This is a genomic window from Pseudomonas sp. S1_E05, from assembly GCF_056337105.1.
In genome coordinates, this window is record NZ_JBFRHM010000001.1 from 3,257,164 (window position 1) to 3,281,759 (window position 24,596).

Annotated in this window: 26 protein-coding genes and 1 riboswitch; of the genes, 13 read left to right on the forward strand and 13 right to left on the reverse strand. The window is 59.7% G+C overall.

From position 1 onward, the window contains the following. The first annotated feature begins 27 nt into the window (after positions 1–27). Together AB4N33_RS15085 and AB4N33_RS15090 are read left to right on the forward strand one after the other, a co-directional pair. Complete coding sequence (locus tag AB4N33_RS15085) at positions 28–588, forward strand: glycine cleavage system transcriptional repressor (protein ID WP_460117303.1); 561 nt, start codon at positions 28–30, stop codon at positions 586–588. A gap of 10 nt (positions 589–598) precedes the next feature. Further along, positions 599–1,072, forward strand: coding sequence for a peroxiredoxin (locus tag AB4N33_RS15090; protein ID WP_476457656.1), 474 nt, complete (start codon positions 599–601; stop codon positions 1,070–1,072). Between the two features lie 114 nt (positions 1,073–1,186). On the opposite strand, the gene AB4N33_RS15095 is transcribed toward AB4N33_RS15090, so the two are convergent. Together AB4N33_RS15095 and AB4N33_RS15100 are read right to left on the reverse strand one after the other, a co-directional pair. After that, positions 1,187–2,257, reverse strand: coding sequence for an AI-2E family transporter (locus tag AB4N33_RS15095; RefSeq protein ID WP_460117305.1), 1,071 nt, complete (start codon positions 2,255–2,257; stop codon positions 1,187–1,189). A gap of 31 nt (positions 2,258–2,288) precedes the next feature. Then, the gene (locus tag AB4N33_RS15100; protein WP_028621876.1) at positions 2,289–2,528 is read right to left on the reverse strand and encodes a sulfurtransferase TusA family protein; all 240 of its coding nucleotides are present in this window, start codon (positions 2,526–2,528) and stop codon (positions 2,289–2,291) included. Between the two features lie 98 nt (positions 2,529–2,626). Here AB4N33_RS15100 and AB4N33_RS15105 point away from each other — a divergent pair, with 98 nt between their 5' ends. Next, positions 2,627–4,060: a M48 family metalloprotease gene (locus tag AB4N33_RS15105; protein ID WP_460117306.1), complete on the forward strand. Its 1,434-nt coding sequence runs from the start codon at positions 2,627–2,629 to the stop codon at positions 4,058–4,060. A gap of 166 nt (positions 4,061–4,226) precedes the next feature. Here the strand turns inward: AB4N33_RS15105 and AB4N33_RS15110 are convergent, their stop codons facing one another. From AB4N33_RS15110 to rpoE, 4 genes are all read right to left on the reverse strand, one after another. Beyond that, positions 4,227–5,651 (reverse strand): DegQ family serine endoprotease, encoded by a 1,425-nt coding sequence (locus AB4N33_RS15110; RefSeq protein WP_460117307.1) that lies wholly within the window; start codon positions 5,649–5,651, stop codon positions 4,227–4,229. Positions 5,652–5,826: 175 nt separating this feature from the next. Further along, entirely contained in the window at positions 5,827–6,783 is a 957-nt protein-coding gene (locus AB4N33_RS15115) for a MucB/RseB C-terminal domain-containing protein (protein ID WP_476457657.1), read from the reverse strand. Positions 6,784–6,791: 8 nt separating this feature from the next. Then, a complete protein-coding gene (locus AB4N33_RS15120; protein WP_460117309.1) occupies positions 6,792–7,379 on the reverse strand; it encodes a sigma-E factor negative regulatory protein in 588 nt (195 codons plus the stop codon). Between the two features lie 31 nt (positions 7,380–7,410). After that, on the reverse strand, positions 7,411–7,992 hold the full coding sequence (gene rpoE, locus AB4N33_RS15125) for an RNA polymerase sigma factor RpoE/AlgU (RefSeq protein WP_003172477.1): 582 nt from the start codon (positions 7,990–7,992) through the stop codon (positions 7,411–7,413). Between the two features lie 553 nt (positions 7,993–8,545). Here rpoE and nadB point away from each other — a divergent pair. Beyond that, on the forward strand, positions 8,546–10,162 hold the full coding sequence (gene nadB / locus AB4N33_RS15130) for an L-aspartate oxidase (RefSeq protein ID WP_476457658.1): 1,617 nt from the start codon (positions 8,546–8,548) through the stop codon (positions 10,160–10,162). Here nadB and AB4N33_RS15135 read toward each other — a convergent pair. After that, the gene (locus AB4N33_RS15135; RefSeq protein WP_476457659.1) at positions 10,131–10,583 is read right to left on the reverse strand and encodes a protein YgfX; all 453 of its coding nucleotides are present in this window, start codon (positions 10,581–10,583) and stop codon (positions 10,131–10,133) included. The two genes, nadB and AB4N33_RS15135, sit on opposite strands and share 32 nt — an antisense overlap. Further along, positions 10,567–10,821: an FAD assembly factor SdhE gene (locus AB4N33_RS15140; RefSeq protein WP_003184348.1), complete on the reverse strand. Its 255-nt coding sequence runs from the start codon at positions 10,819–10,821 to the stop codon at positions 10,567–10,569. Before AB4N33_RS15140 ends, AB4N33_RS15135 begins: the two co-directional genes overlap by 17 nt. A 149-nt stretch (positions 10,822–10,970) precedes the next feature. On the opposite strand from AB4N33_RS15140, the gene ygfZ reads away from it, so the two are divergent. After that, entirely contained in the window at positions 10,971–11,912 is a 942-nt protein-coding gene (gene ygfZ, locus AB4N33_RS15145) for a CAF17-like 4Fe-4S cluster assembly/insertion protein YgfZ (RefSeq protein ID WP_476457660.1), read from the forward strand. A 34-nt stretch (positions 11,913–11,946) separates the two neighbouring features. Beyond that, entirely contained in the window at positions 11,947–12,768 is an 822-nt protein-coding gene (locus tag AB4N33_RS15150; RefSeq protein ID WP_460140057.1) for an HDOD domain-containing protein, read from the forward strand. Between the two features lie 12 nt (positions 12,769–12,780). Here the strand turns inward: AB4N33_RS15150 and AB4N33_RS15155 are convergent, their stop codons facing one another. Together AB4N33_RS15155 and AB4N33_RS15160 are read right to left on the reverse strand one after the other, a co-directional pair. Next, entirely contained in the window at positions 12,781–14,166 is a 1,386-nt protein-coding gene (locus AB4N33_RS15155; protein ID WP_460117314.1) for a sensor histidine kinase, read from the reverse strand. Continuing rightward, on the reverse strand, positions 14,159–14,830 hold the full coding sequence (locus tag AB4N33_RS15160) for a response regulator (RefSeq protein WP_460140058.1): 672 nt from the start codon (positions 14,828–14,830) through the stop codon (positions 14,159–14,161). The genes AB4N33_RS15155 and AB4N33_RS15160 overlap by 8 nt, the downstream gene beginning before the upstream one ends. Positions 14,831–15,235: 405 nt before the next feature. Between AB4N33_RS15160 and AB4N33_RS15165 the strand changes: the two genes are divergently transcribed. From AB4N33_RS15165 to AB4N33_RS15190, 6 genes are all read left to right on the forward strand, one after another. Further along, a complete protein-coding gene (locus AB4N33_RS15165; protein WP_460117316.1) occupies positions 15,236–16,213 on the forward strand; it encodes a Bug family tripartite tricarboxylate transporter substrate binding protein in 978 nt (325 codons plus the stop codon). 59 nt (positions 16,214–16,272) lie between these two features. Continuing rightward, entirely contained in the window at positions 16,273–16,731 is a 459-nt protein-coding gene (locus tag AB4N33_RS15170; RefSeq protein ID WP_460117317.1) for a tripartite tricarboxylate transporter TctB family protein, read from the forward strand. A 1-nt stretch (position 16,732) separates the two neighbouring features. Then, positions 16,733–18,247 (forward strand): tripartite tricarboxylate transporter permease, encoded by a 1,515-nt coding sequence (locus AB4N33_RS15175; RefSeq protein WP_460117318.1) that lies wholly within the window; start codon positions 16,733–16,735, stop codon positions 18,245–18,247. Next, positions 18,240–19,280: an AbrB family transcriptional regulator gene (locus tag AB4N33_RS15180; protein WP_476457661.1), complete on the forward strand. Its 1,041-nt coding sequence runs from the start codon at positions 18,240–18,242 to the stop codon at positions 19,278–19,280. The genes AB4N33_RS15175 and AB4N33_RS15180 overlap by 8 nt, the downstream gene beginning before the upstream one ends. A gap of 216 nt (positions 19,281–19,496) precedes the next feature. Beyond that, on the forward strand, positions 19,497–19,799 hold the full coding sequence (locus tag AB4N33_RS15185; protein WP_014717988.1) for a transposase: 303 nt from the start codon (positions 19,497–19,499) through the stop codon (positions 19,797–19,799). An 8-nt stretch (positions 19,800–19,807) separates the two neighbouring features. Then, positions 19,808–20,632, forward strand: a complete 825-nt coding sequence (locus AB4N33_RS15190) for an IS3 family transposase (protein WP_476458827.1) — start codon at positions 19,808–19,810, stop codon at positions 20,630–20,632. A 45-nt stretch (positions 20,633–20,677) separates the two neighbouring features. On the opposite strand, the gene ung is transcribed toward AB4N33_RS15190, so the two are convergent. Further along, positions 20,678–21,370 carry a uracil-DNA glycosylase gene (gene ung / locus AB4N33_RS15195; protein WP_476457662.1) on the reverse strand — a complete coding sequence of 231 codons (693 nt, stop codon included), beginning with the start codon at positions 21,368–21,370 and terminating at the stop codon, positions 20,678–20,680. A 133-nt stretch (positions 21,371–21,503) separates the two neighbouring features. On the opposite strand from ung, the gene AB4N33_RS15200 reads away from it, so the two are divergent. Further along, entirely contained in the window at positions 21,504–22,616 is a 1,113-nt protein-coding gene (locus AB4N33_RS15200) for an enoyl-CoA hydratase/isomerase family protein (RefSeq protein ID WP_476457663.1), read from the forward strand. Positions 22,617–22,650: 34 nt separating this feature from the next. Here the strand turns inward: AB4N33_RS15200 and AB4N33_RS15205 are convergent, their stop codons facing one another. Both AB4N33_RS15205 and AB4N33_RS15210 read right to left on the reverse strand, forming a co-directional pair. Further along, positions 22,651–23,511, reverse strand: a complete 861-nt coding sequence (locus AB4N33_RS15205) for a hypothetical protein (RefSeq protein WP_476457664.1) — start codon at positions 23,509–23,511, stop codon at positions 22,651–22,653. A 178-nt stretch (positions 23,512–23,689) separates the two neighbouring features. Then, the gene (locus AB4N33_RS15210) at positions 23,690–24,139 is read right to left on the reverse strand and encodes a hypothetical protein (RefSeq protein ID WP_476457665.1); all 450 of its coding nucleotides are present in this window, start codon (positions 24,137–24,139) and stop codon (positions 23,690–23,692) included. Positions 24,140–24,478: 339 nt separating this feature from the next. After that, positions 24,479–24,579, forward strand: a riboswitch (guanidine-I (ykkC/yxkD leader). Positions 24,580–24,596: the final 17 nt, after the last annotated feature.

Consider the following 24,596-nt stretch of genomic DNA (forward strand, 5'->3'; position numbering starts at 1 on the left):
GACCGCTCATCGTTTTAGGAACGCTGCATGTCCACCCCCACAGTTCGCGAACAATTCCTTGTCATCAGTGCCCTCGGCGCCAACCCCATGGAGCTGACGAACGTCCTGTGCCGCGCCAGCCATGAAAACCGCTGCGCCGTGGTCACCTCGCGTCTCACCCGCCACGGCGAATGCAGTGCGCTGGTCCTTGAAGTTTCCGGTAGCTGGGACGCCCTGGCACGCCTGGAAGGCCTGCTTCCTGTGCTGTCCAAACGGCACGCCTTCACCGTCAACGTGGTGCGCAGTGCCGCCCTGGAAAACCGTCCCCAGGCCCTGCCTTACGTCGCCTACGTCAGCTCGGCCTATCGGCCGGACATCATCAACGAGCTGTGCCAGTTCTTCATGGACCACAACGTCGAGCTGGAAAACCTGACCTGCGACACGTACCAGGCGCCACAGACTGGCGGTACCATGCTCAACGCCACTTTTACCGTGACGCTGCCGGCCGGGGTGCAAATCAGCTGGTTGCGCGACCAGTTCCTGGATTTCGCCGATGCGCTGAACCTGGATGCCCTGATCGAACCATGGCGCCCACAGAATCCAATGTAAGGAAGCTTTTATGGCCGTAGCCATCGACCAACCGGTTGCCGACTTCGAAGCACCTGCCACCGGCGGGCAGACCATCAACCTGGCCAGCCTCAAGGGCAAGCAGGTGGTGATCTATTTCTACCCCAAGGACAGCACACCAGGCTGCACGACCCAGGGCCAGGGCTTTCGCGACCAGCTCGAGGCCTTTAAAGCCGCCAACACCGAAGTGTTCGGCGTGTCCCGCGACAGCCTCAAATCCCACGAGAACTTCAAGGCCAAGCAGGGCTTCACCTTCGAACTGATCAGTGACAAGGAAGAGGCGCTGTGCCAGCTGTTTGATGTGATCAAACTGAAAAAGCTGTATGGCAAGGAATACCTGGGCGTGGATCGCAGCACCTTTCTGATCGACAAGAACGGTGTGTTGCGCCAGGAATGGCGTGGCGTGAAGGTGCCGGGGCATGTGGATGCTGTTTTGGCGGCGGCGCAGGCTTTGAACAAAGCCTGATTTAGCGGCGTCCTGCGGACACCGCTATCGCGAGCAAGCTCGCTCCTACAGTTGATCGCATTCCCCTGTAGGAGCGAGCTTGCTCGCGATGAGGCCAACAGCCTCACCGCAGAATCAAAGCAACGGCGCCACCGCCGGCTCCTTCCTCGGCCAGGCATCCAGCACAGCCTTGAACAAGGTCGCCAGGGGAATCGCAAAGAACACCCCCCAGAACCCCCAAAGCCCGCCAAACAACAACACCGCGCAGATGATCGCCACCGGGTGCAGGTTGACCGCTTCGGAAAACAGCAATGGCACGAGCACGTTGCCGTCCAGCGTCTGAATGATCCCGTAGACCGCCATCAGATAGATGAACTGATCGCTCCACCCCCATTGGAACAAGGCGATCAGCAGCACCGGCACGGTCACCACTACGGCGCCCACGTAAGGCACCACGACCGAAATGCCCACCAGCAGCGCCAACAACGCCGCGTAGTTGAGCCCCAACACGACGAAACCAATGTAAGTCACGCCGCCGCAGATGAGGATCTCGATGACCTTGCCGCGAATATAGTTGGCAATCTGGCGATTCATGACATGCGCGACCCGGGTGATCAACGTGCGCTCGCGGGGCAGATAGCCACGGACCCAGTGGCCAATCATTTCCCGGTCTTTGAGAAAGAAGAACACCAGGATCGGCACCAGCACCAAGTAGATCATGATGTTGACCAGCAGCGGCAGGCTCGACAGCGAGAACGTCAGCGCCCATTGACCGAACTTGCCGATCTCGCCCCGCGCCACCTCGATGGCCTGCAACACTTGCTCGTCAGACACCAGGTGCGGATATCGCTCAGGCAGCAGTAACAGCAGCGACTGCCATTTAGCGAGCATCCCCGGCAACTCGTTGAACAGCGTGATCAACTGATGCCAAAGCAACGGAACCACCACCACGATGAACACCAGCAATACGCCCATGAACAGCGCGAATACCAAGCCTACGGCCACGCCACCCGGCACGCGCAGCCGCTCCAGCGCGACCACCAACCCCTGCATCAGATACGCCAGCACCATCCCTGCGAGCACCGGCGCCAGCATGCCGCCCAGGGTAAGTACGGCGGTGAACGCCAGAAACAGCAGGACCGCCAGCACCACCGCCTCTTCATCGGAGAAGTAACGCTGAATCCAGTCGCGCAACACTTTGAACATCAATAATCCTTAACAAGGAACGCAGCGGTTTTCAGGCTTTTTTCAACCAGTAACGGTAAACGCCCGCTTCATCTTCTTCACGCAGCAGGGTGTGACCGGCCAATCGGGCAAAGGTGCGAAAGTCACGCTGTGACCCCGCGTCAGTGGCGATCACCTTGAGCACCGCACCGCTGGCCATGCGATTGAGTTCCAGCTTGGCCTTGAGCAGCGGCAACGGGCAATTAAGGCCGCTGGCATCCAGTTCGGCATCATGGGCTACAGCATCGGTCATTGCGCTATTCCGGGGACAGTGGTCGAGCGGCTTAGAATATCTGGTCCGAAGCGGCCTGTCCGGCTACAGTAAGGACTTTGTCGACTAAGGCTTTGTGCATGACTTTTTTGCGCCCTACCCTGCTGACGCTCGCTTGCCTGCTCGCCTCACCGGGCTTCGCCGACGACCTGCCGTCACTCGGTGACGCCAGCTCTGCCATTGTCTCGCCACAACAGGAACACCAGCTGGGTCGTGCCTGGCTCGCACTGCTGCGCAGCCAAGTAGCCCAACTCAACGATCCGCAGCTCAAGGATTACGTCGAAACCAGCGTCTACCGCCTGGCGGAAACCAGCCAGCTCAACGACCGGCGCCTGGAGTTCATCCTGATCAACAGTCCGCAACTCAACGCCTTCGCCGCGCCAGGCGGGATTGTCGGCGTCAACGGCGGTCTATTCCTCAATGCCCAGACTGAAGGCGAATACGCCTCGGTACTCGCCCACGAACTGGCGCACTTGTCACAACGCCACTTCGCTCGGGGCGTCGAAGCCCAGCAACGCATGCAAGTGCCGATGATGGCGGCGCTACTGGCCGGCATCGTGATTGCGGCGGCGGGCGCTGGCGACGCCGGCATCGCCGCCATTGCCGGTACGCAGGCCGCTGCAATCCAGGAACAACGCCGTTTCTCGCGCCAGAATGAACAGGAGGCCGACCGTATCGGCATCCTCAATCTGGAAAAGGCCGGTTATGACCCCCGCTCGATGCCGACCATGTTCGAGCGTCTGTCGCGTCAGTATCGTTTCGACGCCAAGCCTCCGGAATTCCTGCTGACTCACCCGGTCACCGAATCGCGTATTGCCGACACCCGCAACCGTGCCGAGCAAGCCAAGCCGGGCGGCATCGAAGACAGCATGCGCTATCAGCTGATTCGGGCACGGGTCCAGTTGATCTACGAAGAAACTCCTGGCCTGGGCGCAAAACGCTTCCGCGCCCAGCTGGACGAAAACCCGAAAAACGATGTCGCACGCTACGGCTTGGCCATCGCGCAGATCAAGGGCGGCCAACTCAATGAGGCACGGGAAAATCTCAAGCTGCTGCTGGCCAAGTCGCCGAACGAGATCATCTACAACCTCGCCCAGATCGACCTGGACATCACCAACAATCGCCTGCCGGACGCCCAGAGCCGGGTTGAGCGGATGCTCACCCAGTATCCCGGCAACTACCCGCTGAATCAGACGCGTGTCGATCTGTTGCTCAAGCAGAACCGTGCACCCGACGCCGAGAAGGCGCTGGAAGGCCTGCTGAAGACTCGCCCCGACGATCCGGACATTTGGTACATGGTGGCGGAAACCCGTGGCCTGTCTGGAAACATCATCGGCCTGCATCAGGCTCGCGCCGAGTACTTTGCCCTGGTCGGAGACTACCGCCAGGCCATCCAGCAACTGGACTTCGCCAAACGCAAGGCCGGCACCAACTTCCCGTTGTCGTCGCGCATCGACGCACGCCAACGGGAGCTGATGGAGCAGGAGCGCATGATCAAGGACATGATGGGCTAAACGCCCCCTGTAGGAGCGAGCTTGCTCGCGATGGAATCACAGACACCGAGAGATATCAGATACCCCCCTTTATCGTTCACGACCATCGCGAGCAAGCTCGCTCCTACAGGAACTCAAAAAAAAACCGCCTCTTTCGAGGCGGTTTTTCGTTCAGCCAACAACCGGTTTATTCAGCCAGTTTGAAGGTGATGAAGCTGGCGCGATTCTGACGCAGGACGCGCATCGACACAGAACGGTTCTTCGGCAGCGCCTTGGCGATGTCGGTGAACTCCTTGGCCGAACCAATCGCCTGATTGTTCAGGTGAGTGATGATGTCGCCTGGTTGCAGGCCGATCAGCGAAGCAGGGCCGTCCTGGACTTCCTTGATCATCACACCGCCTTTGAGGTCGTAGGATTTCTTCTGCTCGTCGGTCAGTTCGGCCACGGACACGCCCAGGCGATTGCTGCTGCGCTCGGCTTTCGATTTGTCCAGAGTGGCTTTCTCTGAGTCTTCATCCGGGATAGCACCCACCGTCAGCTCGACATTCTTGCGCTTGCCTTCGCGGATGACTTCCAGATTGGCCTTGGCACCGGCCTTCAACGCGCCGACCAGATGCGGCAGGTCGGCAGACATGACAATCGGCTGGCCGTTCATGCTCAGAATCACGTCGCCGACCTGCAAGCCACCCTTGGCCGCCGGACCGTCGTCCTGAATCTGTGCAACCAGCGCACCGGCTGGTTTATCGAGACCGAACGACTCGGCCAGATCCTTGTTCACTTCCTGGATCACCACGCCCAACCAGCCACGGCTGACCTTGCCACCGCTTTTCAGCTGGTTGGAAACGTCCATCGCCACGTCGATCGGGATGGCGAACGATACGCCCATGAAGCCACCGGAACGGGTGTAGATCTGCGAGTTGATCCCCACCACTTCGCCCGACAGGTTGAACAGCGGGCCACCGGAGTTACCCGGGTTGATCGGCACGTCTGTCTGGATGAAAGGCACGTAGTTTTCGTTCGGCAGGCTGCGGCCAACCGCACTGACGATACCTTGGGTCACGGTATGGTCAAATCCGAAAGGTGAACCGATGGCGACGACCCACTGACCCGCCTTCAGGTCCTGGGATTTGCCCAGTTTCAGCACTGGCAGATCCTTGCCTTCGATTTTCAGCAAGGCCACGTCGGAACGTGGATCGGTGCCGATCAACTTGGCTTTCATCTCACTGCGGTCGGCGAGACGAACGAGGATTTCGTCAGCATCCGCGATCACATGATTGTTGGTGAGGATGTAACCATCAGACGAGATGATGAAGCCCGAACCCAGCGACTGGGCTTCACGCTGACGACCACCGCGCGGCGAGCGCTGCTGTGGCATGCCGCGTTCGAAGAACTCGCGCAGCATCGGCGGCAGACCTTCAAGGTCCGGCATCTGCTCGCTGACTCGACGATCAGGCAGTTTCTGAGTGGTGCTGATGTTCACGACGGCAGGTGAGGCCTGCTCCACCAGTTGGGTAAAGTCAGGCAGTTCGACGGCTTGGGCTGCCACCGCCTGACCGAGCACCAGCACGGTCGCGAAAATGGAGAGGTAAGATTTCAAGCGTGGTATCGACATACGGCTCCCGGTAAGACGAGCATGGTTAAGCGATATGGATCAAGGAACACCGGGAACGATACGCCGGTGTTCGGGGAACAACAAACAAGGCCAGAGCCGTGAGGCTCTGACCTATAAAAAAAATCAGGGGGATTTGCAAACGGAAATGCTCACCAAACATTTCGCTACCGGCTCACTACTGGGTCGCGGTGGCGTTGGTGCGCATGGAGAGCGCGATCCGTTCTGCGGTACCGATGGGGATCTCACCGACCACCGTGATCATCATGTCGCCATCAGGGGTGGTCAGGCGTCGTGAGACGGCGACAGTCGGGCCGAGCTGCGTACGAGTATCAACCACAGCAGCGCCATTCAAAGGCTCTAGAAACACCGAAAAACGCGCCAGACCATCGTCATACATCAGGCTGCTGACCTGAGTCTTGGTCTCGGGGTCTTTTCGCGATGTGCTGCTGGTGAGTTCAAAGCCTGCGGGCAACCAATCCGAACGCCAGCTTTGCGCGGTCTTGACCGCAGAAGCCTTGTCACTCTCGGCAGCGACGGCTTTGCAATCCGGGCCGGCCTGCAAGTCGTTGTCGGAAGGCACATCGGCGGTGTTCAGTTCGGTGAACTGGAACCGCTCCAGCAACTGCCCCTTGTCGTTGAGCAGCAACGATTTGAGGGGAAGGCCGGTTTCTTTGTCCAGATGCAGCTCAAATCCGTAGCGATGCTGGTCACGCGGTTTGAGGGACACGATCACGGCCGGTCGCCCGGCCACGCGCGATTTGCCAATGACGGCAAGGTCATACCAGTTTTTAAGCTTTTGAGAATCGAGTGTACGAGCGGCGGAATTGGGAGAGTCCCCAAGCCCCGCCATCATCAGACCGCTGACGCATTGAGTATGCCCATCAACACGTACGACTTCCTGGGCAGAGCCGTCGAGCTGGAGGATCCGCTCGCGGACTTTGCCATCCTGGACGCGATGCCAGATATCATGGGTAGAAAAACTACCGTTACGCTCGTAAACAAAAGTACCGTGAAAGCTTTGCTGTTGCTCGGCCTTCCCAAGACGGGTCAACCAGTCCTGAGCGTCATCGGCGTGGGCTGGAACAATGAACCAGCCACTGAGCAGAAGCGAAAGTAGAGGTATGGCGCGCATGATCCTCCTTAACGGTTTTCCAGGCTTGCGGCACGAGCGTAGGGAAGCGCGCTCTCAGTACCTTTCATTGCAGCCTGTTGAGCATGTTGGCGCAAGTAACCAGGCAACCGCTGGTCGTGCCAGCCCGGCTGACCTTGCAACACGCCGTTGGCCATAGGGCCAGGTGCTTCCGAACTTTCAGTATAGCCTGCCAATACAGCTGGACCCTTGACCTGAGGAACGGCCAGCCCCGGCTGAGTGGACTGCTGGGCCAGCTCGACCCCGGCAATTTCGTCCTGGTTGTACAGGCGGACACCGGCCAGAACGGCAACGGTTACCGAAGCTGCAACCGCCAGACGACCCAGGCTGCGCCATGGACCACGGGAAGTTTTTGCCGGCACGGCTTCATCAGCCAGCGCAGCGGAAACTGCCGCAGCGATGTCCAGACGTGGAAGCAGCAGATCCTTGTGCATCGCTGCCCGAGCGATTTGATAACGAGCCCAGGTCTCACGGGTTTCAACATCGTCAATGGCATTCAATACCCGACGCAATTCCAATTCGTCCGCTTCGTTATCCATCACTGCGGACAGCGATTCCTGCAGGGCTTCACGACTCATGGCGTTCCTCTCTTGGCTGTCGCCGCTGTCTCTAGTTTTCCTGCAACAACGGCTGCAGGGCTTTGTCGATGGCCTCCCGAGCGCGGAAAATCCGGGAGCGCACGGTACCCACCGGACATTGCATGACGCTCGCAATGTCCTCGTAACTCAGACCATCAAATTCACGTAAAGTTAACGCCGTACGCAAATCTTCTGGCAGTTGCTGAATGGTCCGATGGACGGTGCCTTCGATCTCATCCCGCAGCAAAGCCCGTTCTGGCGACTCGAGATCCTTGAGGCCATGATCGCCATCGTAGAACTCTGCATCCTCGGAACTGACATCGCTATCCGGCGGCCGACGGCCGCGTGAAACCAGATAGTTTTTCGCCGTGTTAATGGCGATGCGGTAAAGCCACGTATAAAACGCGCTGTCCCCGCGAAAATTTCCAAGTGCACGGTATGCCTTGATGAAGGCTTCCTGCGCCACGTCCTGGGCTTCATGGGTGTCGTGCACAAAACGCACGATCAACCCGAGAATTTTGTGCTGGTATTTCAGCACTAGCAGATCGAAAGCCCGCTTGTCGCCGCGCTGAACGCGTTCGACCAGCTGCTGATCCTCTTCCTGGGTTAGCATGAACTCTCCTCGATACGCTCGGAGGAAGCTTGCATGGCTAATCGGCCAGACTTGCAAACATAGACTCGGGCTTTTCGCAAAAGTTCTCCCCTCCAAGCAAGTTTCCTGCGGGCTCTGAACTGGCACGCACGAAAAGCGCAGCTCGGGTGTACCCCGGCCGCGCGAATTATCTTGTCATCGAATTCGACAATGTGGATCCAACCGCAATCCCGCACTGGCGCCGACGCTGTCCCTTGATTCAGGCAACGGACTATTGATCTTGAGCCTTTGGCAAAAGTTCCAATTATTTGTAACAGTGCAACTCGGATATTGTGCAACCCTGGGTGGAAAAATTCTGTTAAATCCACGATACAGTCGCCTGGCCGCCGAATGGAGCGCAAAATCGTCCGACGAACCGTCAGACTGATCCTGTCACTGTAGTTTCACAATGCCATGTATGCCCGGCTATTGTGCCGCTCCCCCCTCTATATACTAGTGGGCTGTGTGGCTGCCCGACTCGCCCAGGCAAGTCTGGCGCCTACCCGACCCGGGTCGCTTTGAGCGGAATCCTGAAATGAGCCAACAGTTTCAACACGATGTTCTGGTCATTGGCAGCGGCGCTGCCGGTTTGAGCCTTGCGCTGACCTTGCCCGGTCATTTGCGCATTGCCGTATTGAGCAAAGGCGACCTTGCCAATGGTTCGACGTTCTGGGCCCAGGGCGGCGTCGCTGCGGTTCTGGACGACACAGATACCGTCGAATCCCACGTCGATGACACTCTCAATGCCGGCGGCGGACTGTGTCATGAAGACGCTGTGCGTTTTACCGTCGAGCACAGCAAGGAAGCGATTCAATGGCTGATCGACCAGGGCGTACCGTTCACCCGTGATGATCATGCCGGCAACGAGGACGGCGGTTTCGAGTTTCACCTGACCCGTGAAGGCGGCCACAGCCACCGGCGCATCATTCATGCGGCCGACGCGACGGGTGCGGCAATCTTTCGGACCCTGCTCGACAAAGCCCGGCAACGACCCAACATCGAGCTGCTGGAACAGCGGGTCGCTGTCGATTTGATCACGCAGAAGCGCCTGGGCCTGGAAGGCGATCGTTGCCTCGGCGCCTATGTGCTCAATCGCGGCACCGGCGAAGTCGACACGTACGGCGCGCGCTTCGTGATCCTTGCCTCTGGCGGCGCCGCCAAGGTCTATCTCTATACCAGTAACCCGGACGGCGCCTGCGGCGATGGCATCGCCATGGCCTGGCGTTCCGGTTGCCGGGTGGCGAACCTGGAGTTCAACCAGTTTCACCCCACTTGCCTGTATCACCCGCAAGCCAAGAGCTTCCTGGTCACCGAAGCGCTGCGGGGCGAAGGCGCACACCTGAAGCTACCCAATGGCGAGCGTTTCATGCAGCGTTTCGACTCGCGCGCAGAACTGGCCCCACGGGATATCGTCGCCCGGGCGATCGACCATGAGATGAAGCGGCTCGGCATCGATTGTGTCTATCTGGACATCAGCCACAAGCCGGAATCGTTCATCAAGGCCCACTTCCCGACCGTCTACGAGCGATGCCTCGAGTTCTCCATCGACATCACCAAACAGCCGATCCCCGTGGTGCCCGCCGCGCATTACACCTGCGGCGGCGTGATGGTCGACCAACAGGGTCGCACCGACGTGCCGGGTTTGTATGCGATTGGCGAAACCAGTTTCACAGGCCTGCATGGCGCCAACCGCATGGCCAGTAATTCGCTCCTGGAGTGTTTCGTCTATGCGCGATCAGCGGCGTCGGACATTCTCGAGCAATTGCCGCAGATCTCCATGCCCGTCGCCCTGCCCGTGTGGGACGCCAGCCAGGTGACCGACTCGGATGAAGACGTGATCATCGCCCACAACTGGGATGAGCTTCGGCGCTTCATGTGGGACTACGTTGGCATCGTGCGCACCAACAAGCGCCTGCAAAGGGCGCAGCACCGCGTGCAGCTGTTGCTGGACGAAATCGACGAGTTCTACAGTAACTACAAGGTCAGCCGCGATTTGATCGAGCTGCGTAACCTGGCCCAGGTAGCCGAGCTGATGATCCTTTCAGCCATGGAACGCAAGGAAAGCCGCGGTCTGCATTACACCCTCGACTATCCGAACATGCTGCAGGTGGCGCTGGACACTATTCTGGTGCCGCCCACCTACGTCGACTGAAGGTAAGGCGCACTCGCAGGCGTCGGTGCAGATCCGACGCCAGCGAGTCCCGGGGAACGCAAATCGCCCGCACCCGCCGCTCACCACGCAGACGAAAACGCAGCACCACGATCAATGGCAACGCTAGGCTATCGGGTCGCAGTTGCACCGCCTGCCAGCCCTGCGCCTGGTTCCACAGCTGCCAGCCATCGGCATCGCGACGCAAGCCGCAGAAGGCTCGAACATGTGTCAGCAGTATCTGCCTGGGCAAAACCCAGACTCCGTGAACCAGGCAGCACAATGCAGCCGGCAAACTGGCCCAGAGCGGTATGTCGAGAAGGGACAAGGCACCCAGCGCGAACAGCTGGGCCAGTAAATACGCCGCCAGCAACTGCCGTGAGGCATGCCAGCGGCATTCGAAGGTATTACTTGGGCTGGACACGATCCAGGATCATGCGAACCATGCGCTGAAGCTCCGGATCCTCGGATTCACTGCGCTCCATGAACCAGCCGAACATGTCCTGGTCTTCGCATTCGAGCAACCTGACGTAGCAGGCGCGATCAACCTCGTTGAGGTGCGGATAGACCTCCTTCACGAATGGCACCAGCAACACGTCAAGTTCAAGCATGCCGCGACGGCTATGCCAGTAGAGGCGATTGAGTTCAACATCTTCGACCATGGAGCGCTCCTCAAATAGGCGGCAAGTATACAGGCCTGGCCTGCGTCGAACAGTCGGCTTTGGTCGGTCTCCCTCGACCTTTTGTGAACTATCCATTTCATGGGCGCGCCCTTATGATGTCCCTCAGACTTTTCACCCTGCGATGTCCCATGGCCGATTCTGCTTTTTTCTGCACCCTCTCTCACGAAGGCGTTCTCGCGGTCCGCGGCGCGGATGCCGCCAAGTTCCTGCAAGGCCAGTTGACCTGCAACCTCAATTACCTGAGCGACGCCCGGGCCAGTCTCGGCGCCCGTTGCACGCAGAAGGGTCGGATGCAATCGAGCTTCCGCATCCTGCTGCAAGGCGACGGCGTGCTCATGGCCATGGCCAGTGAGTTGCTGGAACCACAGCTGGCGGACCTGAAAAAGTATGCCGTGTTCTCCAAGTCGAAGCTGACCGATGAAAGCGCGGCCTGGGTGCGCTTCGGCCTCGACCAGGGCGATGCCGCCCTGATCGGCCTGGGCGTGGAACTGCCAGCCGAGACCGACAGCGTGGCGCGTAATGGTCAATTGATCGCCATTCGCGTTTCACCGCAACGTGCCGAACTCTGGGTGGCCGCCGATCAGGCTGACGCCATCAAGGGTCAGTTGACCGCCCTGCTGGCCGAAGGTGATCTCAACCAATGGCTGCTGGGCCAGATCCGCGCAGGGATCGGCCAGGTCATGGCCGGCACACGCGAACTGTTCATTCCGCAGATGCTCAACCTTCAGGCGGTCGGTGGCGTCAGTTTCAAAAAGGGTTGCTACACCGGCCAGGAAATCGTCGCGCGCATGCAGTACCTGGGCAAACTCAAGCGCCGCTTGTATCGCTTGAGCCTCGCAGCCGATCAGTTACCGGAGCCTGGCGTCGCGTTGTATTCTGCGACCCACAACAGTTCCATTGGCGAAGTCGTGATTGCCGCGAATACCGAGAACAGCATTGAACTTCTGGCCGTGCTGCAAGCCGAAGCGGCAGAAAGCGGTGACATCCATCTGGGCGCACTCAATGGGCCAGCCCTGCACTTGCTCGACCTGCCGTACGATTTGGATCGCGATCGCGAAATCCAGCGTTAACGGCAACACTTGTCGCAACACCTAGAGAACAGAAATGAGTGAGCTGGCGGATAAGATCCAACAGGATTTGGTTGAGGCCATCGATAACGATGACCTGGTTCTGCCAACGTTACCGGAAGTGGCCATGCAAATTCGCAAGGCCGCTGAAGATCCGGAAATCAGTGTCAGTAACCTGAGCAAGGTGATCGGCCGTGACGCCGCGCTGTCTGCGCGACTGATCAAGGTGGTCAACAGCCCGCTGCTGCGCGCCACACAGGAAGTCACTGACCTGCACACGGCCATTACTCGCCTGGGCGTCAACTACAGCAGCAACCTGGCGATTGGCCTGGTCATGGAGCAGATTTTTCACGCCAGTTCTGAAGTGGTGGAGAAAAAAATGCGCGACGTCTGGCGCAAAAGCCTGGAGATCGCCGGCGTCAGCTATGCGCTGTGCCGCAGTTACACGCAACTCAAGCCCGATCAGGCCGCACTCGGCGGGCTGGTGCATCAGATTGGCGTATTGCCCATCCTGACCTACGCCGAAGATCACTACGAGCTGCTGTCCGACCCGGTCAGCCTGAACCACGTCATTGACCATATCCACCCGGTGTTGGGCGAAAAGCTGCTGCGGGTCTGGGAGTTTCCAGACATGCTGGTACAGGTCCCGTTGTTGTACCTGGATTTCAAGCGCGAGTCCGGCCACGTCGATTATGTGGACCTGGTGCAGGTCGCCAGCCTGTATTGCTACAAGGACACCGATCACCCAATCGCTCGGATCGATGCGTTCAGCGTGCCGGCGTTCAAAAAGCTGGGGATTGACCCACAAAACAAGGCCATGTGCGACGATCTCGAAGAATCGAGGTCGATGTTCTATTGATCTGCCGCGCCTTTAACCGGCAATAAAACTCACCCGCACCTTCAGCCCCGCCTGCTCGCCATCATGCAGGCTGATCTGCGCCAGGTGCGCCCGGCAAATTTCACCGACAATCGCCAACCCCAACCCCGAACCGGCGACTTGCTGGTTGCGCCGGTAAAAGCGCTCGAACACTCGGTCGCGCTCTTCCAGAGGGATTCCTGGCCCATCGTCCTCGACTTCCAGCACCGCAGGCGCCGAAACCCGCAGGATCACATTGCCGCCCGGTGGCGTGTGGGCCAGGGCGTTGTCCACCAGATTGCTCAGCAGCTCATTCAACAGTGTTGGCTCACCGCGAAGCCAGACCGGTTCATCTGCCTCCAGCGCCAACGCGACGCCACGGGCGTGGGCCAGCGGCGCCATGGCCATGCCGAGTTCGCGAGCCAGCTGGCTCAGGTCCAGCAACTGCGCGCCACCCTCGGCAATCGCTCGGGCACCGTTTTCGACCCGCGCTAACGAAAGTAACTGGTTGGCCAAGTGGGTCAAGCGGTCCGTGCCCTGGGCCGCCGTTTCCAGGGTGGTGCGCCAGGTCTCGGGGTCGTGAGCACGCAGCCCCAGTTCCAACCGCGCCTTGAGCGCCGCCAGTGGCGTGCGCAGTTCATGGGCGGCGTCGGCAATGAACTGCGCCTGGCGTTCAAACTGTCCGCGCAGGCGCTCGGTGAAGTGATTGAGCGCTCGCACCAGCGGCCACAATTCGTGCTGCACTTCCACCAGCGGTAACGGCCGCAGGTCGTCGGGTTGCCGCTCCTCTACCGCCGTGCGCAATCGTTCCAGTGGACGCAACGCAGCACTCACGGCAAACCACACCATCAACAGCGCACCGACCGCCAGCATGCCCAAACGCAGCAGGGTATCGGCCGCCAGGCTGCGAGCCATGCTGACACGTGCTTCATCGGTTTCAGCCACGCGGATTTCTGCCATGCCGTTCATGTTCGGCTCGCTGACCGGTTTGAGCAGGCTGACCACCCGCACGTTCTGCCCCTGGTAGGTCGCGTTGTAGAAGCGTGCCAGCGCTGGATAATCATCGGTGCGAGGCGTACCCGGCGGTGGTGGCGGCAGATTCTCATAGCCGGAAATCAGCTTCTGATTGATGTCGTTGACCAGATAGAAAATCCGCCCCGCGCTGTCGTAGGCGAAGGTATCGAGGGCCACATAAGGGACATCGGCACTGAGGGTGCCATCGCGCGAGGACACACCGGCGGCGATGGTTCGCGCCGAGGCGAGCAAGGTCCGATCGTACGCCGTATCAGCGGCTTCGCGCCCGTTCCAATAGGCGCTCAAACCACTGGCCAGCATCAACACCACCAGCAACAGCGCGAGGTTCCACAATAACCGCCAGCGCAGACTGCTGGGCTTATGCATCACGGCTTTCCAGCAGGTAGCCCAGCCCACGGAAGGTCACGATGGCAACCGGCTGGCCGTCGAGTTTCTTGCGCAATCGGTGAACGTAGATTTCGATGGCGTCGGGGCTGGCTTCTTCATCCAGGCCGAACACCTGGGAGGCCAACTGTTCCTTGCTCATCACCCGCCCCGGACGGGCGATCAGCGCTTCGAGCACTGCCTGCTCGCGGGAGGTCAACGTCAGCAGTTCATTGGCGAGGGTGAAACGGCGAGTATCCAGGTCATAAGCGAGCACACCGCAGGTTTGCTGGCGTTCGCCACCGAGCACGCTGCGGCGCAACAGAGCCTTGACCCGGGCCTCAAGCTCGGTCAATTCGAAAGGTTTGGCCAGATAATCGTCGGCGCCGAGGTTGAGGCCATGAACCCGGTCCTTGACGTCGCTGCGGGCAGTCAGCATCAGCACCGGCAGGTTCTTGCCGCGTGCGCGCAAACGCGCCAACACTTCAAAACCATCCATGCGTGGCAAGCCGACGTCGAGAATCGCCATGGCGTAGTCCTCGCTGCCAAGCGCCAGGTCTGCGGCCACGCCATCATGCAGCACGTCCACGGTCAGTCCCGTGCTCTTGAGCGCCTGAGCGACACTTTCGGCAAGCTGCAAGTGGTCTTCGACGAGCAGAACACGCATGGATTTTTACCTCATTCAGGGATGTTCGACCGCGCGGAGTTTACCGCCGCATCCGTCGCTGTGAAGCCCTAAAAACAGTGAAAGGCTGGTGAAAGCCAATTGAAAGGTTAGCGAAAGGTTCGCTGGTTAGAGTCAAGTTACGGAATGTTTCTGCCAGACCATTCCGATCATCGATTGCTTCTCGCTTTTGAATGCAGCGCCCGAAAAACGCCACGAAGCGTTTTCGCCAATAAGAACAATAACCGAGGTATCGCGCCATGCTGTCAAAACAGCTTCAGGCTTCTACGCCGCCCTCCTTTGTCCGAACCCTATTGTTTGCGCGTGTCAGCACCGATCTCGGCTGCGCCTCGCGAAATCGCCGCACCTGAAACATCCCCAAAAACAACAATTCCCGTGGAGATAACCATGAATCGCTCACTGCGCCGTTTCGCCCTCGCCGCCAGTTGCATGCTGTTTGCCGGCCAATTGATGGCCGAACCCAAACGCCCGGAATGCATTGCTCCGGCTTCGCCCGGCGGCGGCTTCGACCTGACCTGCAAACTGGCGCAGAGCGCGCTGGTCAACGAAAAACTGCTGACCAAACCGATGCGCGTGACGTACATGCCCGGTGGCGTTGGCGCCGTGGCGTACAACGCGGTCGTTGCCCAGCGTCCGGCCGATGCCGGCACACTGGTGGCGTGGTCCAGCGGCTCGTTGCTGAACCTGGCCCAAGGCAAGTTCGGCCGCTTCGATGAAAATGCCGTGCGCTGGCTGGCAGCGGTCGGCACCAGCTACGGTGCCATCGCGGTGAAGAGCGATTCACCCTACAAGACCCTGGACGATCTGGTTCAGGCACTGAAGAAAGATCCTAGCTCCGTTGTCATCGGTTCGGGTGGCACCGTGGGCAGCCAGGACTGGATGCAAACCGCGTTGATCGCCAAGGCCGCCGGGATCAACCCGCGCGACCTGCGTTATGTCGCCCTCGAAGGCGGCGGCGAGATCGCCACCGCATTGCTCGGTGGTCACATCCAGGTTGGCAGTACTGACATCTCCGACTCCATGCCGCACATCCAGAGCGGTGACATGCGCCTGCTGGCCGTGTTCTCCGACAAGCGCCTGGACGAGCCGGAAATGAAAGACATTCCAACCGCCAAGGAGCAAGGCTACGACATCGTCTGGCCAGTGGTTCGCGGCTTCTACCTGGGGCCAAAAGTCAGCGATGAAGACTACGCCTGGTGGAAAGACTCCTTCGACAAACTGCTGGCGTCCGACGAGTTCGCCAAGCTGCGCGATCAGCGTGAACTGTTCCCGTTTGCCATGACTGGCCCGGAACTGGACGCCTACGTGAAGAAGCAGGTCGCGGACTACAAAGTGCTGGCCAAAGAGTTCGGCCTGATTCAGTGATCGCCTCTGTTCTAGCGGTTGCGGCCCCGCTCGACGGGGTCGCGGCCCAGGAGCTTGCCATGCTTTTTCAACGTATTTTTGCCTCGGTGCTGCTATTGGTCTGTGTTGGCCTGGCGCTGATGGCATGGCCGTATCAAGCGGCTTTTTCCTATGAACCCGTAGGACCCCGTGCCTTCCCGTTGCTGATGCTCGGCCTGATGAGCCTTGCCTTGGTCTACATGGTGATTCGGCCGACACCGATCGTGCACAGCGAAGACGACCCGCAATTGGACCGTGAAACACTGAACAAGATCGGCATCTGCGTGGTGCTGCTGTTGATCTTCGCCGGGCTGTTCGAGCCGCTGGGTTTCATTCTCAGCAGCATGTTGATCGGTATCCCGATGGCGCGCCTGTATGGCGGTCGTTGGTTGCCTAGCGTCGTGGTCACCACGCTGATGGCAATCGGTCTCTACCTGCTGTTCGACAAGTTGATGGACGTGCCGCTGCCGCTTGGCCTGCTCGACGTCCTGGAGAACTGATATGGATACTTTTGGCTATTTGGGCCAGGGTTTCGGCGTTGCGCTGAGCCCTTACAACCTGGTGACCGCACTGTGCGGCACCCTGATCGGTACGGTCGTCGGCCTGTTGCCCGGCCTGGGTCCGATCAACGGTGTGGCGTTGCTGATCCCGATCGCCTTCGCACTGGGTCTGCCACCGGAGTCGGCACTGATCCTGCTGGCAGCGGTGTACCTGGGTTGCGAATACGGCGGGCGGATCAGCTCGATCCTGCTGAACATTCCCGGCGAAGCGTCTACCGTGATGACCACCCTCGACGGCTACCCGATGGCTCGCAAAGGCCTGGCCGGCGTGGCACTGTCGCTGTCGGCGTGGAGTTCGTTCATTGGTGCGTTCATTGCCACCTGCGGCATGGTGCTGTTTGCGCCGCTGCTGGCGAAATGGGCGATTGCCTTCGGACCGGCGGAATATTTCGTACTGATGGTATTCGCCATTGTCTGCCTCGGCGGCATGGCCGGTGATCGACCGCTGAAAACCTTCATTGCGGCGTTGATCGGCCTGTTCCTGTCGACGGTCGGCATCGACGCCAACAGCGGCGTGTACCGCTTCACCGGGGACAACATTCACCTCACCGACGGCATTCAGTTCGTGGTGCTGGTATTGGGCCTGTTCTCCATCAGCGAAATCCTCCTGCTGCTGGAAAAAACCCATCGCGGCCAAGAGGCGGTGAAAGCCACCGGGCGAATGATGTTCAACTTCAAGGAAGCGTCGGCGGTGTTCATCGTGAACCTGCGTTGCGGCCTGTTCGGTTTCATCATGGGCGTGCTGCCCGGCGCAGGCGCAACGCTGGCCAGCGCCGTGGCCTACATGACCGAAAAACGCATCGCGGGCGCCAAGGGCACCTTCGGCCAGGGCGACATGCGTGGCCTGGCCGCACCTGAAACCGCCATCGGGGCTTCGGCCTGCGGTGCGCTGGTACCGATGCTGACGCTTGGCGTTCCGGGTTCGGGCACCACTGCTGTGATGATCGGCGCCCTGTCGCTGTACAACATCACGCCCGGCCCGCTGCTGTTCCAACAGCAACCGGACATTGTCTGGGGCCTGATCGCCTCGTTGTTCATCGCCAACATCATGCTGGTGATCCTCAACATCCCGATGATCCGCATCTTCACCCGCATTCTCGCCGTGCCGAACTGGGCCCTGGTGCCGGTGATCGCGATCATTACCGGGATCGGCGTCTACGCCGTCCATGCGACCACGTTCGACCTGTTCCTGATGGTCGGTATCGGTATCTTCGGCTACATCCTGCGCAAGCTGGACTTCCCGCTGTCGCCAGTCCTGCTGGGGTTCATCCTGGGCGGCCTGATGGAGCAGAACCTGCGCCGCGCCCTGTCGATTTCCAACGGTGCGCTGGAAATCCTCTGGTCAAGTCCGATCACCATGGGTGTCTGGGTACTGACCGTGTTGATGCTGTCGCTGCCACTGCTGCGTATCTGGCGTAAGCGTGTGGTCGCTCGTCGCGCGGTAGCCGATGTCTGATCGAACGTCCTTCAACGCCTGGTGGGGTACGCCGCTCGTCGGCGCGCTGGGCGGTTACCTGGCCAGCCTGGTGGGCTGGCCGCTGCCCTGGATGGTCGGCTCGTTACTCGCGATCATCCTGGTGCGGTGCCTCACGCCATGGCAGTTGGCGGAAATCCCCGGCGGTCGCAAGTGCGGCCAGTGGGTGGTCGGGATTGGCATTGGCCTGCACTTCACCCCCGTGGTGATCGAGCAGGTCATGAGCCACTTCGGTCTGATCTTCTTCGGTGCGTTGATCACCAGCCTGTCCGCCGTGGTCGGCGTCTGGCTGATGCGGCGCACCGGTGAAGATCGCGCCACCGCATTCTTTTCCAGCATGCCGGGCGGTTCCGGTGAGATGGTCAACCTCGGCGCACGCAACGGCGCGGTGCTCAGCCGTGTCGCGGCTGGCCAGAGCCTACGGGTGCTGGTGGTCGTGTTGTGCGTACCGGCTGCCTTCAAGTATTTGCTGGGTGACGGCGCACCGGCGTTGCATCCTGCCGCCGTCAACTGGTGGTGGCTGGCCATTCTTTTCCCGGCCGGCGCTTTAGCGGCCTGGCTGTGGGAACGTCTTCGACAGCCCAACCCCTGGTTGTTTGGCCCTCTGCTGGTCAGTGCAGCGGTCAGTATCGGTTGGGATCTGCACATCAGCCTGCCGAACGGCGGCAGCCAGATCGGCCAGTGGTTGATCGGCAGCGGTCTGGGCTGTCACTTCAACCGGGAGTTTTTCCGCCGTGCCCCGTCGTTCATGGGGCGGACGCTGATTGGCACCGTACTGACCATGCTGATCGCCACGGCGGCGGCATTGGGGTTGAGCGCACTGACCCATCTGGATCTGCGCTCACTGACCCTGGGCATGATGCCCGGCGGAATCGCGGAGATGAGCCTGACCGCGGAGACCTTGCAGTTGTCGGTGCCGCTGGTGACGGCGATGCAGGTGATGCGGTTGCTGTTTGTGCTGTTTCTGGCGGAGCCGTTGTTTCGGTACTGGAATCGGGATAGCGCTTCGGACTGAAAACCTGGGTGAATCAATCGCGGGCAAGCCCGCTCCTACAGGGTCAGCAGTGCTCTTGTGGGAGCGGGCTTGCCCGCGATGGTCGTCAACGATAACGCGGGAAATCTGATGCCCCGTGGCGTCTAAACCTCCATCGCGAGCATGCTGAACTGGCCTAATGATTTTGGACACTTCAATCGGGCGCTATGATAGCGCCCAAATCTGAGGTGTTTGGATATGCGTAAATCCTATTCGAGTGAGTTCAAGCTCAAGGCTGCCAGCATGGTGTTGGATGAAGGTCAGCCGGTTACCGAAGTCTGTGCCAGCCTGGATATCGGCCCCACAGCCCTGCGCCGTTGGGTTGATCAAGTGCAAAAAGAGCGCTTGGGCTCGACTCCGGTGGGGGCCAAGGCGATTACCGCTGATCAACGAGAAATCCAGAGACTCAAAGCTCTGCTCAGAGAGAAAGACCTGGATATCGAAATCCTAAAAAAGGCCAGTGCTCTCCTGCTTTTGGACGCCAAAGATCATTCACGCTGATCGATGAGCTGGACGAGCAGTACGGCGTTAAAAAGTGTTGCCGGGCGTTTGGGGTCAACCGCAGTAGCTTTTACGCCTGGCGCCAGCGCCAAGGCAGAGCAAATCCTGAACGGGACAAGCTCAAAGCCGCGCTGGTCAGGCACCACAAGGCGTCCAGAGAGTCGGCCGGCGCACGTACTTTGTCCAAGGAGCTACAAGCCAAAGGGCATCGTATCGGGCGTTATATGGCTCGCAGTTTGATGCGCGAAGCTGGCATCGCTAGTCGTCAGCGCCGGCGCCATAAGTACAAGTCGCCGGGTGTGGAGGCCTTGGTGGCGCCGCACGTGCTCAAGCGAAAATTTGATGTGACGGCGGTTAATCAGGTGTGGTGTGGCGACGTGACATACATCAAGGTCGGCAAGCGGTGGATGTACTTCGCCGCCGTTTTGGATCTGTACGCTCGCAGGATCGTAGGGTGGTCGTTTTCGATGATTTCTGATGCCAACCTGACCTGCGAAGCGCTACGCATGGCGGTTGAGCTGCGCGGCCATCCCCAGGATGTGTTGTTTCATTCTGATCAAGGTTGCCAGTACACCAGCCATAAATTCCGAAATGCGCTTGTGAAACATCGGTTCAGGCAAAGTATGAGCCGTAAAGGCGAGTGCTGGGACAATGCCCCGATGGAGCGTTTCTTTGGTAGTTTGAAGTCCGAGTGGGTGCCTGAAACGGGCTACAAACTGGAGCATGAGGCCCGGGCAGATGTGCAGCGCTATGTCTCGCGCTACAACATCAGCAGGCCTCACAGCTATAACGACTACAGGTCGCCGGTCGTGAAGGAAAGGTTGGCGGCGTGAACCGTAATCAGTGTCCAAGATTACTTGACCAGTTCATGCTCGCTCCTACAGCGGCGGCAACCGCCACTCGATCGGCGTCTCGCCATTCTGCTCAAGAAACTTGTTGGTCCGGCTGAAATGCCCGCAACCGAGAAAGCCTCGGTAGGCGGACAGCGGCGAGGGGTGCACCGAGGTCAGCACCAGGTGCTTGGTGGCATCGATCAGCTTCTGTTTGCTCTGGGCATGGGAGCCCCACAGCATGAAAACCAGATGCGGCTGTTTCTCGCTGACCACCTCAATGATCCGATCGGTAAAAAACTGCCAGCCCTTGTCCTTGTGCGCGTTGGCGTTGGCGCGCTCGACGGTCATGGTGGTGTTGAGCATCAACACGCCCTGATCGGCCCAGCTTTGAAGATAGCCGTGGCTGGGAATGTCGATGTTCAGGTCACGCTTGAGTTCTTTATAGATGTTAACCAGCGACGGCGGCGCCGGCACGCCCGGCTGCACCGAGAAGCACAGGCCATGGGCCTGACCCGGGCCGTGGTACGGGTCCTGGCCGAGGATGACGACCTTGACCTTGTCCAGTGGCGTTGAATTGAGAGCGTTGAAAATCAACGGGCCCGGTGGATAGATCTCCTTGCCGGCCGCGCGCTCCTGTTGCAGGAAATTGCGCAACTCTGCCATGTAAGGCTGGTCGAACTCAGCACGCAGTGCCTCCTTCCAGCTCGGTTCGAGTTTGATACGGTCGTCAGCAGTCATGGATGCACCCGGCAAAAACAATGGGGCGAACCCTAGGAAAGCCCATCGCGCTTGTCAATTGATCTGACGCAGATCCGGCACTTTCCCCACACAGCGATCATACTTAACCCTCAAATTCCCGAGCGAGGTCACGATGAATCTGCACTTCGAAGAACTCACCGGCACCGACGGCGCACGCCTGGGCATCGCCAGCCTGGACGCCGAGAAATCCCTGAACGCCCTGTCACTGCCAATGATCAACGCCCTGCAAGACCAACTGGACGCCTGGGCCAGGGATCCGCAGATCGTCTGCGTCCTTCTGCGCGGCCACGGCGCCAAGGCCTTCTGCGCAGGCGGTGATGTGCGCAGTCTGGTCGAAGCCTGTCGCGCACACCCCGGCGAAGTGCCGCCCTTGGCCGCGCACTTCTTCGCGGCAGAATACCGCTTGGACTTCAACCTGCACACCTATCCCAAACCCCTGATTTGCTGGGGCCATGGCTATGTGCTGGGCGGCGGCATGGGCCTGCTGCAAGGCGCCAACATTCGCATCGTCACACCCAGCAGTCGCCTGGCGATGCCCGAGATCAGCATCGGCTTGTACCCCGACGTCGGTGCCAGTTGGTTCCTGGCACGCCTGCCTGGCAAGCTCGGGTTGTTCCTGGGTTTGACCGGCGCGCACATGAACGGCCGCGATGCGATTGACCTCGGCCTGGCTGATCGTTTCCTGCTCGATGAGCAGCAACAGGCGTTGATTGACGGTTTGCTGCAACTGAACTGGCAGGAACAGACCGCGATGCAGCTCAACAGTTTGCTCAAGGCCTTGCAGCAGGAAGCAACGGCGCAAATGCCCCAGGCCCAATGGTTGCCTCGTCGCCAGCAGATCGACGAACTGCTGGACGTCAGCGACGTGCGCTGTGCCTGGAAGGCCATCAGTCAACATCGCGACAGCAGCGACCTGCTGCTCAGCCGCGCCGCCCGGACCATGACCGAAGGTTCGCCCCTGACCGCGCACCTGGTGTGGGAACAGATCATCCGCGCCCGACACCTGTCACTGGCCCAGGTTTTCCAGATGGAATACACCTTGAGCCTCAACTGCTGCCGTCATCCGGAATTCAGCGAAGGGGTGCGTGCACGGTTGATCGACAAGGATCAGAAACCGCATTGGCATTGGTCGGATATCAATACGGTGCCGGAGGCGGTGGTAGAGGCGCATTTCCACAAGGTCTGGGAGGGGCGGCATCCGTTGGCGGATCTTTCGGAGTTTTGATGGGGTGTTGTTCGCGATAGCGCCGTCATCAGGCCTATCGCGGACGAGCAGGATTGCGCAACGGCTTGAGTTGGCTGGCAGCGATGATCTGATCAAGGCCAATGCTTGCACCATCCACGAACTCAATGATCTCGATGCCAGAGCTGTTCAGATCGGTGGCATCGGTCAGTACGATACTGACTTTTTGCGCAGTCCCCCAGGTGAGATCGACCGTTGAATACTGCATCCGCTGGAGGGGTAGAGCGTGATTGTGCCGAGTCACGCTCTCAACCCACGCAGTGCCCTGACTCAATCGCAGTTGCTCAGGTGTGACGCCTGCCGGAAGCCTGATGGTGTTCTGATCGTTTGCTGCTTTCACTTCCAGGGACGGGGCCAGGGGGCTGACCCTGTCAGCGATAATAGTCGTCGCGCCAGGTTGAGCAATGATGATGTAGGTGTCCGAACCACGCTCACCATAAAGTCGATCGTATCCGCTACCGCTGACCAGATAGTCCGCCCCTGACGCCCCGAGCAATATATCGTCGCCCCGCTCCCCCATAAGGAACACCCCAGGCATGAACGCCTGACCTTCATCGTTGGCAAGAAAGCGCCCGTAAGTGACGACCAGATCATCGCCCGATCCGCCCTGGAAGATGTTGCCTGGCTCAAGGTCAACCCTGCCACCGGTTTGGTCGCCTTTGACCACTTGGTGCCTGATGGTCTGCGTAGTGACTCGTACACCAAACCTTGTCCGGCCCTGCTCACCGCTTTCGAAGTTTTCAGCAGGAAATAAATGCCTCCCCCGAATGAACCCCGTAGCGTTTTTGTGCTCGATGACCACTTCATCCGCCGCAACAGGCGCGAAGCCGATTTCCTGTGCCAATAACAGCCATCCCATCATCAATCCAGACAGCATGATGCCTCCACTCCCTGAGTATTCACGCGACTGCCTGAACGCTAACAAACTTGCAGAGGGGAAAATGTAGGAGGGTTCGTCGAAGCTCCGAGGAGAAGGAGATAAGGAGCCTGAAATTTCATGCAGGCAAAAAAACGGCGCTGATCGCGCCGTTTTATCAAACATTTGTCAAAGGCAATTACCGACGCCCACCCCGCCCGTCATGATCGCCCCGCCCATCATGACCACCTCGCCCACCCCGATGGCCATCACGGCCACCGCCCCGGTAGTCATTGCTCCACCCACCGCGGTTGCGGTTGTCCCAGCCACTGCGGCCATGGTTGTCCCAACTCTGGTGCGCGCGATAATCGTTTCGTGGTGAAGGCTGGTAATAACGCGGGGCCGGTTGGTAGACCCGCGGTTGGGTGTAGTAGCGCGGCGTCGGCTGGTAATACCGCGCAGGCGGCGCATAGTAGCGGCGTGGTGATGAGTAGTAGCCGCCGTTGGAATAATAGGCCCCGCCGCCGGAATAGTACGCCGGGGATGAATAGACCTCGGAACTGTAGTAACGCCCCCCGCCATCGGCATAAGGCACGCAGGCACCTACAGACAATCCAAGCACAGCGATGAGAAGTAGTCGGCGATACATGGCGGCCTCCTGGACCGCGAGTGAGCCACACCAGCGACGCTGGCGAGCGACAGCCCATTATTCGGGAGCTGTCGAAACATCAGACATCGATTCCGAAATCTGGTGCGGCCCGGCAACAACTTGAAACATCTGTCCGATGAAAGGTTTTTCATCTTCGGCACGCGCTGACGTGCTGCATGCCGGTGCGTGCGCGCACCATCACGACGCAAAGCATCATTCCCCCCACCGTGTCGGCCCGCCTCAATCCCGCGCGCCAGAAGGCCCGTCACAACTTGGCACGCCTCTCGCTTTAGCAAACCCGTGCAGGAAGTCATCACAGGTTCGCGGCACCACAATTTGCAAATGGCTGACTAGGGTTCCGGCTCGTTGATACGAGTGGCTGGTCCGAGAGTTGGCGACCTCCAGTTGAGGTTACACGGCGGGACAAAAGCCCGGGAGACAAGCCACCGTTCACGGT